Origin of the sequence: Collinsella aerofaciens, from assembly GCF_015552075.1 — a bacterium.
GTDB lineage: Bacteria > Actinomycetota > Coriobacteriia > Coriobacteriales > Coriobacteriaceae > Collinsella > Collinsella aerofaciens_Y.
Window position 1 is genome coordinate 1 of record NZ_JADNDZ010000081.1, and the last position, 16,544, is coordinate 16,544.

Consider the following 16,544-nt stretch of genomic DNA (forward strand, 5'->3'; position numbering starts at 1 on the left):
GGCTCGCACGAAGAGCACATTTAGTGCTCTTCGGCTCGTGCGGAATCTACGAAAACCAAGCAGGCGGACACGCCTTAGGTATCGATTACTTCAGTCTGAATGGACTTTGCTGAGACTTTAAACAAACACACAGAATAACACAGGTAGTTGGGGTTATTGCGTATATATAAAATAGCCTCCGACCGCGGGTGGTCGGAGGCTATTTGCAAACACGTTTTAGGCTGGTTTAGCCGTAGATGCGCTGGGGCTGCTCTTCGCCCTTTACGGAGGCTTCGGTCACAACGACCTTGGAAACACCCTCCTCGCTGGGCAGGTCGAACATCGTCTGCTGCAGCACGTCCTCGCAGATGGAGCGCAGGCCGCGGGCGCCGGTCTTGCGGGCGAGCGCCATGCGGGCGATCTCGTGCAGGGCCGCGTCCTCAAACTCAAGCTCAACGTCCTCAAGCTGGAACATCTTACGGTACTGGCGCACCACGGCGTTCTTGGGCTCGGTCAGAATCGACACCAGGTCGTCCTCGTCGAGCGCCTGCGTCTGGGTTACGACAGGCGTGCGGCCAACGAACTCGGGAATCATGCCAAAGGCGTTGAGGTCCTGCGGGAGCACCTGGCGCAGCAGGTCGTTCTCGTCGACCGAGGTGGGGCCGGCGATCTCGGAGTTAAAGCCCACGCCCTTGTTGCCCACGCGATCGGCGATAATCTTGTCCAGACCCACAAAGGCACCGCCACAGATGAACAGGATATTGGTCGTGTCGATCTGCAGCAGCTCCTGCTGGGGATGCTTGCGGCCGCCAGTGGGCGGAACGCTGGCCACCGTGCCCTCAAGAATCTTAAGCAGCGCCTGCTGAACGCCCTCGCCCGAGACATCGCGGGTAATGGAGAGGTTCTCGGCCTTGCGGGCGATCTTGTCGATCTCGTCCACGTAGATAATGCCCACCTGAGCGCGCTCAATATCGCCATCGGCAGCATTGATGAGCTTGAGCAGGATGTTCTCCACGTCCTCGCCAACGTAGCCGGCCTCGGTAAGCGCAGTGGCGTCGGCGATGGCAAACGGCACCTCGAGGATGCGCGCGAGCGTCTGGGCCAGCAGGGTCTTACCGGTACCGGTGGGACCGAGCAGCAAGATGTTGGACTTGGCGAGCTCTACCTCGTCCATATCGTCGTCGAACTGCGAGCCCATGTCGTCGTCAAAGGCAGACACCGCGGCGCCGCCCTCGATCACGCGACGATAGTGGTTGTACACGGCCACCGACATGGCGCGCTTGGCGTCCTCCTGGCCCATAACATAGGCCGAAAGCTCGTCATAGATCTCGTGCGGCGTCGGCACGTGCGTGATGACCTGACGGTCGTCCTCGAGCTCAAAGCCCTCGGTCTCGGGGTCAACGGCGGGCTGCCCAGCAGCCTGGCCGTGGTCGTTGAGGAAGCCTGGCAGCTTGCCGTTGCGGGCGGCGTCCATAAAGTCCGAAGCCAGCGACTCCTCCAGAATCTCGGAGCAAGCGGCGACGCACTCGTCACAGATAAAGATGTTGGTCGGGCCCTTTACGAGGCGACGGACCTGGCCCTGCTCTTTTCCGCAGAAGGAGCAGCGGATAGGGTTGCCGTTCTCGTCAAAGTTGTCCTGCATGTTACCGGCCATCCTAGGCGTCCTTCGCGGCGAGGTCGCGCGAGGTGACGATACGGTCGATCAGGCCGTAGTCGAGGGCCTCGGCAGCGGTCAGGTAGTTATCGCGCTCGGTGTCGGCCTGGACCTTCTCGATGGGCTGGCCCGAGGCGTCGGACAGGATCAGGTTGAGCTCGCGGCGAGTCTTCTTAATCTCCTCGGCAACGATCTCGATCTCGGTCTGCTGGCCCTGGGCACCGCCGCTGGGCTGGTGAATCATAACCTTGGAATGCGGCAGGCAGAAGCGCTTGCCCTTGGCGCCGGCCGAAAGCAGCACGGCGGCCATGGACGCGGCCATACCGACGCAAATGGTCGAGACCTGCGGCTTGATGAAGTTCATGGTGTCCAGAATCGCCAGGCCGGAGTAGACCTCGCCACCGGGCGAATTGATGTAGAGCGAGATATCCTTCTCGGCATCCTGGCTCTCAAGATGCAGCAGCTGGGCAACGACCAGGTTGGCGCTGACGGAGTTGATCTCCTCGCCCAAGAAGATGATGCGGTCGTTGAGCAGGCGCGAATAGATATCGTAGCTGCGCTCGCCGCGCGGCGTCTGCTCGATAACGTATGGCACGAGGGCGGAATCGAACTTGGCGATCATACGCATCTCCATTTCTCTCTTGCGGACCAAATTGGTTCTAGATAGACGTACGGTGCCCGCATGCTATGCATTGGCTGGCACCGTACGAAGCAACCGGATAACCGGTGTATAACTTTACCCCATCACGGGCGCACGCATGCACTCGCGGGCAAGGTGGCGAGAATTACTCGGCGTCCTTGGCGGTCTCGTCGACCTCGGTCACCTTGGCGTTCTCGACCAGGTGGTCGACGGCCTTAGAGCGACGGATGGACTCGCGGACGGCAGGCATGCGGCCATCGGCGATGAACTCGGCCTTGGAAGCCTCGACGTCCTTAACGCCGGCCTTCTCGAACTCGGCGTTGATGTCGTCCTCGGTGACCTCAATCTTGAGCTCACGGGCGAGGGCGTCGAGAGCCAGGGACTCGCGGGCGACGTCGTTGGCCTGCTTGTGCAGGTCGCCGATGAACTGCTCCATGGTCAGGCCGGAAGCGGGCAGCCAGGTGTCGAGCGTCATGCCGCGGGCAGCGAGGTTGGACAGGAAGTTCTGGCCGAGCTCCTCAAAGACGGACTGCTCGTAGTCGGCGTCCATCTCGTCGAGCTGCAGGCGCTCGGCGAGAGCGGAGACGCAACGGTTCTCCTTCTCGGCCGGCAGGCGGGAAGCCTTGTCCTGCTCAATCTCGATCTTGATGGCGTCGCGCATGGCCTCGATGCTGTCGAAGCCAAAGTCGGACTTGACGAGCTCGTCGGTGAGCTCGGGGGTGTTGCGGACCTTGATGCCCTTGACGGTGACCTCGACGGTGTGGGTCTCGGCCTCCTCGCCCTCCTCGACCTCGTCGGTCCAGGTGACGGTCTTGACGTCGTCAACGTTAGCGCCGATCAGGGCCTCGTTGAACTCCTTGGGGTTGCTATCGCTGCCGGCGATGAGCATGCGGCCCTCAGCGGCGAAGTTGTCGGCGTTCTCGACGGCCTTGAGGTCGACGGTCACATAGTCGTCAGCCTCGACGGCGCGACCCTCGACGTCCTCGAAGGTGGCACGGTAGTTGAGGAGCATCTCGACCTGGTTGTTGATCTCGGACTCGGTGACCTCCGCAGGGGGCATCTCGATCTCAACGGCGTCGAAGGAGGAGAGCTCAGCAGCAGGACGCAGGGAGAACTCGACGGTGTAGGTGTAGTCCTCGTGATCCTTGGCGAGGTCGAGCTCCTTGTAGTCACCGTTCTTGGTGGGGACGATGTCCAGCTCGTTGAGGACGACGGGCTCGTTGGCGGCGATCAGGTCGTTGGTAGCCTGAGCGAGGGTAGCCTCGGCGCCAAGTGCGGAGTCGATGACCGGACGGGGGGCCTTGCCGGCGCGGAAGCCCGGGAAGCGGTACTTCTTAGCGGTGTCCTTGTAGGCCTTCTTGATCGCGGCGTCGACGTCGGCGGCCGGGATGGTGACCGTAGCGGTGAGCTTGGCGTCCTTGACGTCAGAAGCGGTGATGTTCAACACGTTCCTCCTCATACTGCCCAGCTTATCTGAGGTGCTGGTACCTTTATGCAACAAAGAGTCGCGACGGCGGGAGCCGACGCAGGTGCGTTGGTGCGGGCGAAAGGACTCGAACCTTCACGGGAATCCCACCAGAACCTAAATCTGGCGCGTCTACCAATTCCGCCACGCCCGCATGAGCGCACAGACTAGGAATGATAGCAGATACGAACGGCAAGCGCACGCACACCTTTTACAGGCTCACGACCTCACCACGAGTGCAAAAGGCGGGACGAGTTGCCCCGCCCCGCCCATTACGACTTGTTCGCTGACCCGCTACTCCCCCAGCAGGGCCTTCTCGGGCGTGATCGGCAGCGAGCGAACCTGGTGTCCGGTGGCGTGCGCCACGGCCGAGGCAACGGCGGCGAGCGGCGTGTTGATGACGACCTCGCCGATCGACTTGGCGCCAAACGGGCCCGTCGGCTCGTAGCTCGGCTCAAAGGCCACGCGAATGCTGCCGATATCCAGGCGCGTGGGCAGCTTGTAGCTCATAAAGTTGCCGGTGCGCAGGCGTCCGCGATCGTCATGCTCGACAATCTCGTAGAGCGCATGGCCGATGCCCTGGGCAATGCCGCCCTCGGCCTGGACGCGCGCGAGCGCCTCGTTGATCACGGTGCCGCAATCGACGGCCGCCACGTAGTCCACCACAGTCACCTTGCCGGTGGCCTTGTCGACCTCGACCTCGGCGATGCCAGCCATAAACGGCGGGGGCGAAACGGGCAGGCAGGCAGAGGCGTGCGAGGTCAGCGCGTCGCCGCCCTCGATGTTCTTGACACACAGGTTGGCAAAGTCGCGCAGCGTAAGGTAGCGGTTCTGCTCACGCGCGGCGCGCTCATCGGACAGGCGCACGTACTGGCCGTCGAATACCACGCCGGTGGCGTCAACGTTCCACATCTGGGCGGCCTTGGCGCAAATCTTCTCGCGCAGCTCGGTCGCGGCGTTCTTGGCGGCAAGGCCCGTCACGTAGGTACCCGAGCTCGCGTACGAGCCGGCGTCGAACGGCGACACGTCGGTGTCCACGCCGCGCACCACGATCTGCGAGCTCTCTACGCCCAGCTCCTCGGCGGCAATCTGCGCCAAGATCGTGTCGACGCCCATGCCGTTATCGGTAGCACCGGTCGAAAGCGTAATGAAGCCGTCCTCTTCCAGGCGCATGTCGATGCCGGCGATGTCCACGTTGGAGATACCCGAGCCCTGCATGGTAAGCGCGCAGCCCAGGGCGCGCACGCGGTCGCCCAGGTCCACGGCAAGCGGCTTGTCGCGCCAGCCGATCATGTCCATCGCGCGCAGCAGGCAGCGGTCGAGCGCACAGGCGTTGAGCTTCTCGTTGTAGTACTGCGGCATAATCTCGCCCTCGCGCACGATGTTCTTAAGGCGCAGGTCGGCGGGGTCCATGTTCAGCATGTCGGCGAGCTCGTTGACGGCACTCTCCACGGCAAACTGGCCCTGGGTGGCACCGTAGCCGCGATACGCGCCGCCGCGGTTGGTGTTGGTGTAGACGGCGTCCCACCTAAAGCGGCTCGCCTTCACGTGGTTGTAGATGGACAGACTCTTGTGGCCCGAGAGGCCGATCGTCGTGGTGGCGTGCTCGCCGTACGCGCCGGCGTTGGACAGCGTATGCAGGTCGATGGCCGTGATGGTGCCGTCGTTCATGGCGCCCAGCTTGACGGTCATCTGCATCTGGTGGCGCGAGTTGCCAGCGGTGATGGTCTCCTCGCGGGTGTAGCAGCAGTAGCTCGGACGGCCGGTCTGCTGGGTCACGAACGCCACGAAGATCTCGCAGCAGCCCGTCTGCTTGGAGCCAAAGCCGCCGCCGATGCGCGGCTTAATAACCTGCACCTGTGACTGAGGGATATCGAGCGACTGTGCGACCATACGGCGCACGTGGAAGGGCACCTGCGTAGAGGTGGTCACCGAGATGCGGCCGAACGCGTCGGTCGTCGCGAAGGCGCGGAAGGTCTCCATGGGCGCGGTCTGCGTGGCCTGGCTGGTGTAGGTGCGCTCAAAGACGATGTCGCTCTGGGCGAAAGCCTCGTCCAGATCGCCATAATCGCTGGTACCGCTGCACACCAGGTTGCGAGCAACGTCGCCGCCCTGCGGGAACATAAAGGTCACGTCACCCTCGGGGTGAACCACGATGTCGTTATCGAGTGCCTGGGTAAAGTCGAGCAGCGGCTCGAGTACCTCGTAGTCGACCTTGATGAGCTTGAGCGCCTTGTCGGCGGCCTCCTCGGTCTCGGCGGCGACGATAGCCACCTCCTCGTTTTGATAGCGCACGAGGTTCTCGAGGATCAGACGGTCGTAGGGACTCGGCTGCGGATAGCTCTGGCCGGCGATGGTAAAGCGGCGCTTGGGCACGTCCTCGTAGGTGTAGACACCCACCACGCCGGGCACCTTCAGGGCGCGCGAGGTGTCGATGGAGCGGATCTTGGCGCGAGCATACGGGCTGCGCTTGAGCTTGACGATGAGCGCGCCGGCGGGCACCAGGTCGCCCGTGTAGACGGGACGCCCCTCGAGCAGCGCCTTCGAGTCCTTCTTGGGCTGCTTGTGGGTGATCTGCTTGTAGGAGACGCCGTCAGAGCTGGTGTTGTTGACCGGCAGCTCGGGCATCTCAAAGCCCACCTGCACGCCGGACTCGTTGAGGAAGCGGACGATGGCGCGCAGCTGGCTCTCGTAGCCGCTGCAACGGCACAGGTTGCCGGCGAGCTGGCGCGAGAGTTCCTCGCGCGTTGCGACGAGGCTCGGATCCTCCTTGGCGGCGCGGGCGAGAGCCAGCACGTTCATGATGAGGCCGGGGGCGCAAAAACCGCACTGCTCAGCGCCTTCGGCAGCCATCGCACGGGCCAGCGCCTCAGACTCGGCTTTGAGGCCCTCGAGCGTGGTGATGGTGTGGCCCTCGACGCGAGCGGCGGGAACCGAGCAGCTCAGCACCGGGTCGCCGTCGAGCCACACCGTGCACAGGCCGCAGTTGGTGGTTTCGCAGGCGCAGCGCACCGACGCACAACCCTGCTCGCGCAACAGTGCAAAGAGCATGGTGTCGGGGGCAATCTGAACCTTGACCTTACGGCCGTTGAGCGTAAAGGAAAGATCGATGAGTTTGGCAGCCATTAGCGCACCTCGCTAGAATCGACGCCGGGCACGCGGCGGCAGGAATACTCGTCCGTGGCAAACTTGGGGATCTGCACGGTCTCGAGCTCGCGGGCAAGCGCGGCCGAAAGCTCGATGCCGGCGGCGCGGCGCACGGCCTGCACGGCAAGCGGGGCCGAGATGCGGCGGCGGTAGGCGGCCGAGCCCCACAGGTTGGTGCCGTAGCTCAGGGCGCGCACAGAAGCGGCCAGAGCGCGAAGCTCGTCCTCGGAAGGCTGCTCGGCAGTAAGGCCGCATGCCTCGCCCTGCAGCAGGGTCGCGCGCAGCGGGCGGGCGCCCACGGTGACATGCCAGCTGTTGTTCCACCAGGCGGCAGTGACGTTTAAGGAGGGGAAGTCGGTCGCGGCCTTGCGCACGGCCTCGTAGCTCGCACGGTAGTCGTGCTTAACGACTACGATGTGCTCGATCACGTCGCGCACGTAACCCATGTCCACGAACTCGGCGAGCGGCACGCGGCCGGCGCCCGTCAGCTCAACATAGGAATCGAGCGCGAGGAAGGCAGTGAGCACGTCCGAGAAGCCAAAGCGGCCGTAAATGCTGCCGCCCACCGTGGCGGTATTGCGCAACTGCACGCCCACGATATCGTGGACGGCAAACTCAAAGACATGGTTGACAAGCGCGTTGAGCTCGGCATGACGCTCGAGCTGGCGCAGGGTACACATGGCACCGATGCGAAACTCGGTCTCGGTCTCCTCGATCTGATCGAGTCCGCAGGCCGAAAGGTCAATCGCCGTCGCGACGCGACGCGAGCCCAGGCGCATCCAAATGCCACCGCCCACAATCTTGTTGTTGCGGTTCTTCTGTAAGAGCTCATAGGCTTCGGCCGCGTTTCCAACACGGACGTAGGTACCGAACTTGAGCACGTTCTCCCCCATCTCTTCACTTGTCCAGTACCTTTTAGTGTACCAAACGAGGGGCCGCACACCGTTTTAGGACAAAATCCACCCACCCATCCACAACTTGCGGTGATATACGGACTGATTAGTCGTTCTGGAACGCAAAACAGTCCGCATATCACCGCAAGTTATGAGGAGTCCTCCGGGATAGAAAAGGCTCCCAGCCGGAATGGCTGGGAGCCTCATCACATGCTATATCGAGCGAAGATTTAGCAGACGCCCTGGGCGAGCATGGCATCGGCGACCTTCAGGAAGCCGGCGATGTTTGCGCCCATGACGAAATTGCCCTCCTCGCCGTACTCCTTGGCGGTGTCGTCCACGTTGTGGAACATGCCGCGCATGAGCTGCTCGAGCTTGCCGTCGACCTCCTCGAAGGTCCAGGACAGGTGCTCGGCGTTCTGGCTCATCTCCAAGCCGGACACGAGCACGCCGCCGGCGTTGGCAGCCTTACCGGGCATAAAGGCGACGCCGTGCTCCTGGAAGTAGGTCGTGGCCTCGATGGTCGTGGGCATGTTCGCGCCCTCACCGACCACCTTGCAGCCGTTGGCGACGAGTGCCTGGGCGTCCTCGAGCAGCAGCGTGTTCTCGCGAGCGCAGGGCAGCGCGATATCGCAGGGAAGCTGCCACACGCCGCGGCCGTCGCCCTCGTGCCACGTGGCATTGGGCTTCTCGTCGACATACATAGCGAGCGTAACGCCCTTGTCGTGGCCGGAGCGCTTCTTGTTGTAGACATGCTCGAGCACGGTGTAGTCGATGCCGTCGGGATCCTCGACCCAGCCGTGGGTGTCGGAGCAGGCCAGCACCTTGCCGCCGAGCTGGGCGACCTTCTGGACCGCGTAGATGGCGACGTTACCGGAACCGTGAACGACGACGTTCTTGCCCTCGAAGGAGTCGCCGCGGCTCTTAAGGTACTCGTCCACAAAGTAGGCCAGACCGTAGCCGGTGGCCTCGGTACGGGCGAGCGAGCCGCCAAAGGAGAGGCCCTTGCCGGTAAGGACACCGGTCCACTCGTTGGTCAGGCGCTTGTACTGACCGAACAGGTAGGCAACCTCGCGGCCGCCAACGCCCAGGTCGCCGGCAGGAACGTCGGTGTTGGGGCCAATGTGGCGATAGAGCTCGGTCATGAAGGACTGGCAGAAGTGCATGATCTCGTTGTTGGACTTGCCCTTGGGGTCAAAGTCGGAGCCGCCCTTGCCGCCGCCCATGGGAAGGGTGGTCAGGCTGTTCTTGAGGATCTGCTCCAGGCCCAGGAACTTGAGCATACCCAGGGTGACCGTCGGGTTAAAGCGCAGGCCGCCCTTGTAGGGTCCAATGGCAGAGTTGAACTCGACGCGGTAACCGCGGTTGACCTGAACCTTGCCCTGGTCGTCGACCCAGGGAACACGGAACATAACGATTCGCTCGGGCTCGACGAGGCGCTCAAGCAGGGCGGCCTCCTCGTACTCGGGGTGGGCGTCGAGCGCCGGCTGGATGGTGCCGAGAATCTCGGTCGCGGCCTGGATGAACTCAGGCTGCTCGGGATAGCGGGCCTTGAGCTCGTCGAGAACTTTCTGCGTGTAGCTCATGCTTCCTCCAATGATGGAAAAGAAAGGTGTCGTTCGCGACGTCTCATACGCCGCGAGCTTTATCGAGTATGGATAATATCGCACTGTTGCAGCAAAGTTTCGCATAAGCCGACGAGCAGATGTTTCGTTTTGATTACGATGCAGGTAGAAGCGTTTTTGAGCGCCCGACGCACAAATCGCGTGTTTCGAAGCTGTTTCGTCCACGTGTTCTAAACCACCACATTGGGGACAGGCACCTTTGTGGTGGTGTTGGTGGTTAGAGGACGAGCTGGTGGTAGTCGGCGGGGGTTACGCGGCCCTCGGTGGCGGCGCGGAAGGCGGCGAGGGCATCGCCCGAGAACGGCATGGCCCAGCACAGTCCGCAGCCGGCGGTGATGGAGCCGGGCAGCGGCATGATGCGCCCAGGAACACCGGCGGCAAGGCACAGCTGTTCGCATTCCATCACATCGAAGGTGCTGTCGAACGACACGATGATTTTGCGTTCATGGTCAAGAGCATCACCGGACGGGCCTTCGCGGCGTGCATCGCGATACGCCGCGGCGGCCGCTTCCTCTTCCGCAGTATGTCCACAGCCACCGCAACCGCAGGTACAGGGTTCGGACCCGTCGCAAGTGCAAGGTTCTCCCGTGTCGGGACAAATATCGTGAGACATGGCAACTCCAATCGTCTAGGCGAGTAACTCGGCCGCCGCAAACTCCTCGGGCGTATTGACGTTCTCGAAGCAGAGCGTCGAGCCGGCGACCTTAACGATCTGAGACTCATCCATATAACCGGCCTGAACGCGATTGATCAGGCAGCGAATGCGCTGGCGGTCGCAGGCGAGCAGCTCTTGGGCAACCGGCGCGCACGCGTCACGGCGCCAGACGGCGCAAAGCGGCTCAATTCCCCGCTCCTCGCGCGGCACGCACACGTCAAGCGCCTCGGCCTCAACACGATCGGCAAGCGCGTCGATGAGTTCCGACGAGACAAACGGCATGTCGCAGGCGACGATAGCCACGAGCGGCAATCGGGCCGCGGCCAACGAGCTCGCGATGCCGCGCATGGCGCCGGCGGGACCGTCGACATCCATGACTACGCGGGGGCGCAGGCCATCAAACATAAGCTTCTCAAGGTAGGCCAGCTCGCTGGGACGCGAAGTCGTCACGACCAACTCGCCGGCAACTGGCGCCAGCCGACCCAGCACGCGCTCGATGAGCGGCTCGCCGCAAAACGCCATGCGGGCCTTATCGCAGCCCATGCGCGAGGACAGCCCGCCCGCCTGGACGACACAAGAAAGATCGGCACGTCTTACGGTAGTCATACGGCAAAACACCTCCATCGGCATGCTCGAAACCCGGTGCACGAAGCTAAATACAGCCGCCAAAATAGCGGCGCTACAAAAAGCTCGTGCAAAAACAAGACAGCGCCTTTGCGGCACGCAGCAAGACCGCGAGCACAAAAGCGCTGGTAGCGTATGGCGGGAACGTATGTGAATCGAACACATCCAAGACGTTTTGCACGCCTCGCAACGGTTTTGAGGACCGCGGAGCCCACCGGAGCCCATCCGTTCCCAAGTGCGCCGGTATTTTACCAAACCGAGCAGGCTAGCTAGCGTAGGGACCTCAGGCCGCCGGCTTCCTTGTCGAGCACCGTAAAGCGCACGGCATCCAGGTGTTCCAAGATGCTGATGGCACGCTTGCGTGACACACCCAGCGCCTCGCGCAGCACGCTCGTGGTGGCAGCGCCGCCGGCAGTCTCGATAGCGGCGGCGACAAGCTCGCGCGCATGGGCCTCGGCGGCAGCGGACAGGGCCACGTCGCGCTCGACTTTGACGATCGAGCGGTTGAGCGAAAGCTCGCGCAGGGCACGCGTCATGGTGTCGCGATCGAGCTGCAGTTGCTCGCCCACCTCGGGCAACGTCGGCGCGTCAAGACCCGCCTCGTCCAGCAAGGAAACGATACGTTCGCAGGCCTCTCGCACCACACGCGCCGCCGCGGCGGCGGAGTGCGGGTCGAACACCTCGGCACCCTCGGAGGCGCACACGCCGCGCGAGCAGCCCTCGGCAATCAACGCCGCGGCAACGGCATCGTCGGCGGCAGGCCAGGCAGCATGAGCGACGGCGCCGGGCGTAAAGCCGGTCTCCTTGGGAGCCGCCGTGTGCATGGCCGACAGGGTCGTCGCGAGCGTGTCCATCGCACCATCAAGCACGGCGGCACTCGCGTACAGCGCCACGTCGCCTGCGGCAAGCTCGCGCACCGTACTCTGGTCCACCAGCGTACGCAGCGCAGCCTCGACATCGACGGCAGCAACATCCAGCGCCGCAACAACATCAGCAGCCGTAACCGGCAGCACTTGCAGTGCCAGCCACGAATTCACTGCACCGGCAATATCTCCAGCCTCGAGTGCCGCATACAGCGCGCGCTCCCCGTCGGAAAGCTCACGCGAGCGACGACAGCGCGACAGCAATACGCGCCCGCCTCCAATGAGCGTCACCGGCGAGTACGACAGCACCACGGCATGGTCGCCGGAGCGCAGCGGCAGCGGGTCCTCCAGGCGCACCTGGACAGTACGTGTCTCGCCCACCGCCACAGGCGCCTCGCCCTCCATGAGCATAATGCGGCCGACGACCTCGGCCGTGCCCGCCATCACGTGCACGCGCGCGCCCGACTCGAGCACACGCGGCTTGGCGCCCTCGCGGCCCAGGTAGGTCAACGTCATCATAAAGCGCAGCGTCTGGCCAAAACGGCCCTCCACGCCGAGCATCTCGCCACGATCGAGCGAAGCGGCGCCATCGCCCACCAGGTTGAGCGCCACACGCTGACCGGGCAACGCCCGCTGCGTATCGCCATGCACCTGAATCCCGCGCACGCGACAGGCCGTGCGCGACGGCAGCGCGACGAGCTCGTCACCCACCGCGATCGGCGCATCGTGCAACGTTCCCGTCACGACAGTGCCGGCGCCCTTGATCGTAAAACAGCGGTCGATCGGCAGGCGCGGTGCGGCGTCGGTTCGCTCGGCCCGATCGCGACAGGCGCCCCAACAGGCATCCACGCACTCGTCGAGAGCGGCCAGCAGCGCATCAATCCCCTCGCCCGTCTTGGACGACACGGGGACGATCGGAGCGCCCGCAAACACGGTGCCCGACAAAAAGTCATCGACGTCGAGCTCGGCAAGCTCGGTCATCTCGGCATCGGCCAAGTCGCACATCGTCAGCGCGACCACCATGTGCGTGACGCCCAAAAGCTCCAGCACATGCACATGCTCGCGCGTCTGCGGCATCACGCCCTCGACGGCCGACACCACCAGCACGGCCACGTCGATGCCCGTGGCGCCCTGCACCATGGCGCGCAGGTAGTGTGCATGCCCCGGAACGTCGACCAGGCCCACGATCTTGCCGCTCGGCAGGGCCAGCTCGCCAAAGCCGAGCTCCACGGTCATGCCGCGACGACGCTCGACCTCCAGGCGGTCGGGATTCTTGCCCGTCAGCGCCTCGATGAGCGCCGACTTGCCGTGGTCGACGTGGCCCGCCGTGCCCACGATGACGGGGCATTCCACCAGCGTTTGGTCCCCACTCATCGGCGCGCCGCCTTGGCAATGCACGCGGCAAGCGTCGACGCCGCGGTCTCGATATCGCGGTCGCCCACAAGCGTGCGGACGTCAAACAGAATGCGATCGTGCGAGGTGCGTGTGACGACCGGCGTGTCGAAGTCCTGGACGAGGGAGCGCTTAAGCGCGTCGACCGTCAGGCGCTCGTCAACAAGACGTACGGCAACGCACATCGTCGGCAGCTCGACGGTAGGCAGCGAACCGCCGCCGGGGGTCGATGACTCCTCGACAATCTCCAGCTCAACGGCACACGGGCAGCCGGCCTTGTCGAGCCCCGCCGCCATAAGGTCGCGCAGCTTGCGTGCGCGACGCTCCAGATGAGCCTGCGGAAGGGTGAGCATGCTGAGCACCGGAATGTCACGATGGGCAACATCGGCACCGTCAATGTAGATACGCAGCGTGGCCTCGAGCGCCGTCAGCGCGAGCTTGCCCGGGCGCAGGGCGCGCATGAGGGGATGCGCGCCGCAGGCCTGGATCAGGTCGCGACGGCCCATGATAATGCCCGTCTGTGCGGCACCGAGCAGCTTGTCGCCCGAGCACGACACGATATCGAGCCCGGCGGCAACCGAGGTCGGCGTGGTCTCCTCGCCGCCACGCACCAGGATGTCGTCGGGCAGCAGCGCGCCCGAGCCCTGATCCTCGTAGAACAGCAGACCATGCTTGTGGGCGAGCGCGGCAAGCTCCTTGGAGCTCACTTCCTCGTGAAAGCCCTCAATGCGGTAGTTGGAAGGATGGACTTTGAGAATCATGGCCGTGTTGGGCGTGATGGCGCGCTCGTAGTCGGCCAGGTGTGTGCGGTTGGTGGCGCCCACTTCGACAAGCCGGGCACCCGAGGCCTCCATGACATCGGGGATGCGGAAGCTGCCGCCGATCTCGACGAGCTCGCCGCGGCTGACGATGACCTCTTTACCCGCGGCGTGGGTGGCCAGCACCAGCAGTACCGCGGCGGCATTGTTATTGACGACGAGCGCGTCCTCGGCACCGGTGAGCGAGCGGATCAGCTGCGCGGCGTGCTCTTTGCGCGACCCGCGCGAGCAGGTGTCGACGCTGTACTCGAGCGTGCTGTACCCGCGCGCGACCTCGGCCACGGCCTTGGCGGCCGACTCCGCGAGTGGAGCACGACCCAGGTTGGTATGGATGACCACGCCCGTGGCGTTGACGGCCGGGCGCAGACTCGGCAGCGCAGAGCGATGCGCACGGAATTCGATGGCCGATGCCAGCTCGCGCTTGGAACGCGGGGCGGCCCCGGCGCGGATGGCGGCGCGTTCCTCGTCGAGCTCGGCCGTGACGGCAGCATGGACCACCGCGTCGCACGTCTCCCCCGCTGCCTTCACCACCGGCCACTCTGCAAGCAGCTCGTTGACGGAGGGAATGGCGCGCAGGCGGGCGCGCACCTCATCGGAAATGTTCTGGCTATCGCTCATGTGCGGCCTTTCAAAACAAACGTGGATCAGTCGAATGCATCGGCTGAGTCAATTACTCGTCATTATCCCCGCGCGGCGCAATCTTTTCCACGCGAACGGCGTTTTCCTGGGTGAGCGCGGCGCCCGTAATGGGATCCCAGCGCAACGGCGTGTGGTCGAGCGGACCAACGCCGAGCGCTTGGGCGCCATCCGCGCCAGCGCCAAACGAACGCCCGCCCGGAGCCGCCGACGTAAAGATACACGCCGGATGCAGATAGGGCGTGGTCTCCACGCGTACGCGGTCGCGGCCTATGTCGCTTACCAGCTCGACGACCTCGCCGTTGGAGATACCCAAGCGCGCGGCAACGTCGGCATTCATCTGCACGGCGTCCAGGTCGGAGCCCGCCTCGGCAGCACCGGCCGCTGCGAGCCTGCGCGACGTGTGCGACTCAAAGGGCCGGTTGCCGCTAATGAGGCGAAACATCCCCGGCCCCGGCTCCACCATCGGGGCAATCCAGCCGGGCACACGCCCCAAACCAGCGCGCTCCCACACGTCGCTTGCCAGCGCGATCTTGCCACCGTCGAGCGGAATCATCGGCTCGCCCGTACGCGGCGGCAGCGACGCGCCCGTGTCGGCCCAACCGCGCGCCTTGAGCGCAGCCAGGTCGATCCCAAACGGAGCCACCTGGGCTGCCGCAAGGTCATCCGCCGTAAAGTCGAAGTACTCGCCCACGCCACAGGCAGCAGCCAGGCCGGCAAAGATCTCCCGTCCGGGACGCGTATCGTCATGCAAGACCGGCAGCACAGCGTTGCGGTAAAACACGCGCGCATCGTTGCGGCCCACGACCGTACCGACACCGCGGTCGGCCTCCAGATACGTCACGTCGGGCAGCACGAAATCGGAAGTACGTGCCGTCTCGGACCAGCGAATATCAATCGTCACGAGCAAGTCGAGCTGCTGCAAGATGCCAAGCCAGGCATCGGCATTGCCATAACCCGCACCGGGGTTACTGGCATAAACGATGAGCCCACGCAAATCGCCGGCAAGAATCGACTGGCCGATGGTCGTACACAGACCACGCACGGGATCGACGAGCGGATAGCGCTCGGAGCCCAACTTGGGCCCGCGCGGCACCGGCGGCGTCGCAAAGCGTGCAGGGTCCAAGTCGCCCAGCGCGAGCGGCGTAGGCGGGTTGAGCGCACCGCCCGCATACCCCAGGCAGCCCAACAGCACATCGACCAGGCAGATAGCGCGCGCCGTCTGGGTGCTGTTGGCATACGCAATGCCGATGCCACCGTGAAAGCCCGCATCGACCACGGCGGCAGGCGCCGCGGCAGCCAGATCGCGCGCCGTCGCGACAATCTCTTCAGCCGGCACGTCGCACATCGACTCGGCCCACTCGGGCGTCCAGGCGCCAGCCGCCTGCGCCAGCTCATCAAAACCCGTGGTATAGCGGGCCACAAAGTCACGGTCGTACAGGTCCTCGGCAATGAGCACATGCGCGATACCCAGCAGCAGGGCCAAATCGCAGCCCGGGCGCACGCGCAGCCAGCGGTCGGCAAGCGCGGCCGACCCGCTGCGCCGCGGATCAACCACAATGATCTTGGCCCCGCGCCGACGCGCATCGTTGAGTGCATCGACCGCACCCATCGTCGACGAATCCACGATGGAGCGCCCTAGGTACATGATGCAATCGGTGTGCGCCAAATCGGACGCCGGGCTGTAGCCCAGGCTGTGCTCCCAGCCGGTCAGGCGGCTCACCTCGCAGGCGCCATCGGCACCATACACATTGGGCGAGCCCAGCGCATGCATAAAACGATAGGCCCAATAGCGGTCGAACGAGGGCACGCCGAGCGTCATGCCCAGCGCACGGGCGCCATGCGCGTCCACAATCCCAGCAAGGCGCGCCGCGATCTGAGCAAACGCCTCGTCCCAGCTCACCGCATCGAATCCCGAGCCATCACGGCGGCGGCGCATGGGGTGCAAAATACGGTCGCGCTCGTCAAACGGCATGGACAGGCGATGTCGCCCGCGGGCGCACAGGGCACGCGCCGCGCACGGATGCCCCGGCACCGGCAGCTCGGCCACCACGCGGCCATCCTCAACACGGGCCGCAAAGGCGCAATCGGCATAGCATCCCCCACACGTGGTCACCACGGTGCGACCAAAACGCTCAGCATCAGATGCCATC

11 protein-coding genes and 2 tRNA genes are annotated in these 16,544 nt (G+C 64.4%); all 13 read right to left on the reverse strand.

The annotated features are described in order from the left end of the window. Positions 1 to 226: 226 nt before the first annotated feature. Positions 227 to 1,633 (reverse strand): ATP-dependent Clp protease ATP-binding subunit ClpX, encoded by a 1,407-nt coding sequence (clpX, locus tag I2D41_RS05720; protein WP_195363844.1) that lies wholly within the window; start codon positions 1,631 to 1,633, stop codon positions 227 to 229. Position 1,634: 1 nt separating this feature from the next. Next, entirely contained in the window at positions 1,635 to 2,255 is a 621-nt protein-coding gene (locus I2D41_RS05725; RefSeq protein ID WP_195363845.1) for an ATP-dependent Clp protease proteolytic subunit, read from the reverse strand. A gap of 163 nt (positions 2,256 to 2,418) precedes the next feature. Beyond that, a complete protein-coding gene (gene tig / locus I2D41_RS05730) occupies positions 2,419 to 3,720 on the reverse strand; it encodes a trigger factor (protein WP_271741658.1) in 1,302 nt (433 codons plus the stop codon). An 88-nt stretch (positions 3,721 to 3,808) separates the two neighbouring features. Beyond that, positions 3,809 to 3,892, reverse strand: a tRNA-Leu gene (locus I2D41_RS05735). A gap of 140 nt (positions 3,893 to 4,032) precedes the next feature. Beyond that, positions 4,033 to 6,864, reverse strand: a complete 2,832-nt coding sequence (locus I2D41_RS05740; RefSeq protein ID WP_195363846.1) for a molybdopterin-dependent oxidoreductase — start codon at positions 6,862 to 6,864, stop codon at positions 4,033 to 4,035. Next, positions 6,864 to 7,766 carry an FAD binding domain-containing protein gene (locus tag I2D41_RS05745; RefSeq protein WP_271741659.1) on the reverse strand — a complete coding sequence of 301 codons (903 nt, stop codon included), beginning with the start codon at positions 7,764 to 7,766 and terminating at the stop codon, positions 6,864 to 6,866. Before I2D41_RS05745 ends, I2D41_RS05740 begins: the two co-directional genes overlap by 1 nt. Before the next feature lie 242 nt (positions 7,767 to 8,008). After that, on the reverse strand, positions 8,009 to 9,364 hold the full coding sequence (gene gdhA, locus I2D41_RS05750; RefSeq protein WP_195363848.1) for an NADP-specific glutamate dehydrogenase: 1,356 nt from the start codon (positions 9,362 to 9,364) through the stop codon (positions 8,009 to 8,011). 256 nt (positions 9,365 to 9,620) lie between these two features. Then, positions 9,621 to 10,016, reverse strand: a complete 396-nt coding sequence (locus tag I2D41_RS05755) for a DUF3343 domain-containing protein (protein WP_195363849.1) — start codon at positions 10,014 to 10,016, stop codon at positions 9,621 to 9,623. Positions 10,017 to 10,031: 15 nt separating this feature from the next. Then, positions 10,032 to 10,664, reverse strand: a complete 633-nt coding sequence (mobA, locus tag I2D41_RS05760) for a molybdenum cofactor guanylyltransferase (RefSeq protein ID WP_195363850.1) — start codon at positions 10,662 to 10,664, stop codon at positions 10,032 to 10,034. Positions 10,665 to 10,818: 154 nt separating this feature from the next. Then, positions 10,819 to 10,915: transfer RNA gene (locus I2D41_RS05765), tRNA-Sec, on the reverse strand. 36 nt (positions 10,916 to 10,951) lie between these two features. Beyond that, on the reverse strand, positions 10,952 to 12,919 hold the full coding sequence (gene selB, locus I2D41_RS05770) for a selenocysteine-specific translation elongation factor (RefSeq protein ID WP_195363851.1): 1,968 nt from the start codon (positions 12,917 to 12,919) through the stop codon (positions 10,952 to 10,954). Beyond that, on the reverse strand, positions 12,916 to 14,373 hold the full coding sequence (selA, locus tag I2D41_RS05775; protein ID WP_195363852.1) for an L-seryl-tRNA(Sec) selenium transferase: 1,458 nt from the start codon (positions 14,371 to 14,373) through the stop codon (positions 12,916 to 12,918). Before selA ends, selB begins: the two co-directional genes overlap by 4 nt. Positions 14,374 to 14,425: 52 nt before the next feature. Then, positions 14,426 to 16,543 carry a molybdopterin-containing oxidoreductase family protein gene (locus I2D41_RS05780; RefSeq protein WP_195363853.1) on the reverse strand — a complete coding sequence of 706 codons (2,118 nt, stop codon included), beginning with the start codon at positions 16,541 to 16,543 and terminating at the stop codon, positions 14,426 to 14,428. Between the last annotated feature and the right edge of the window lies 1 nt (position 16,544).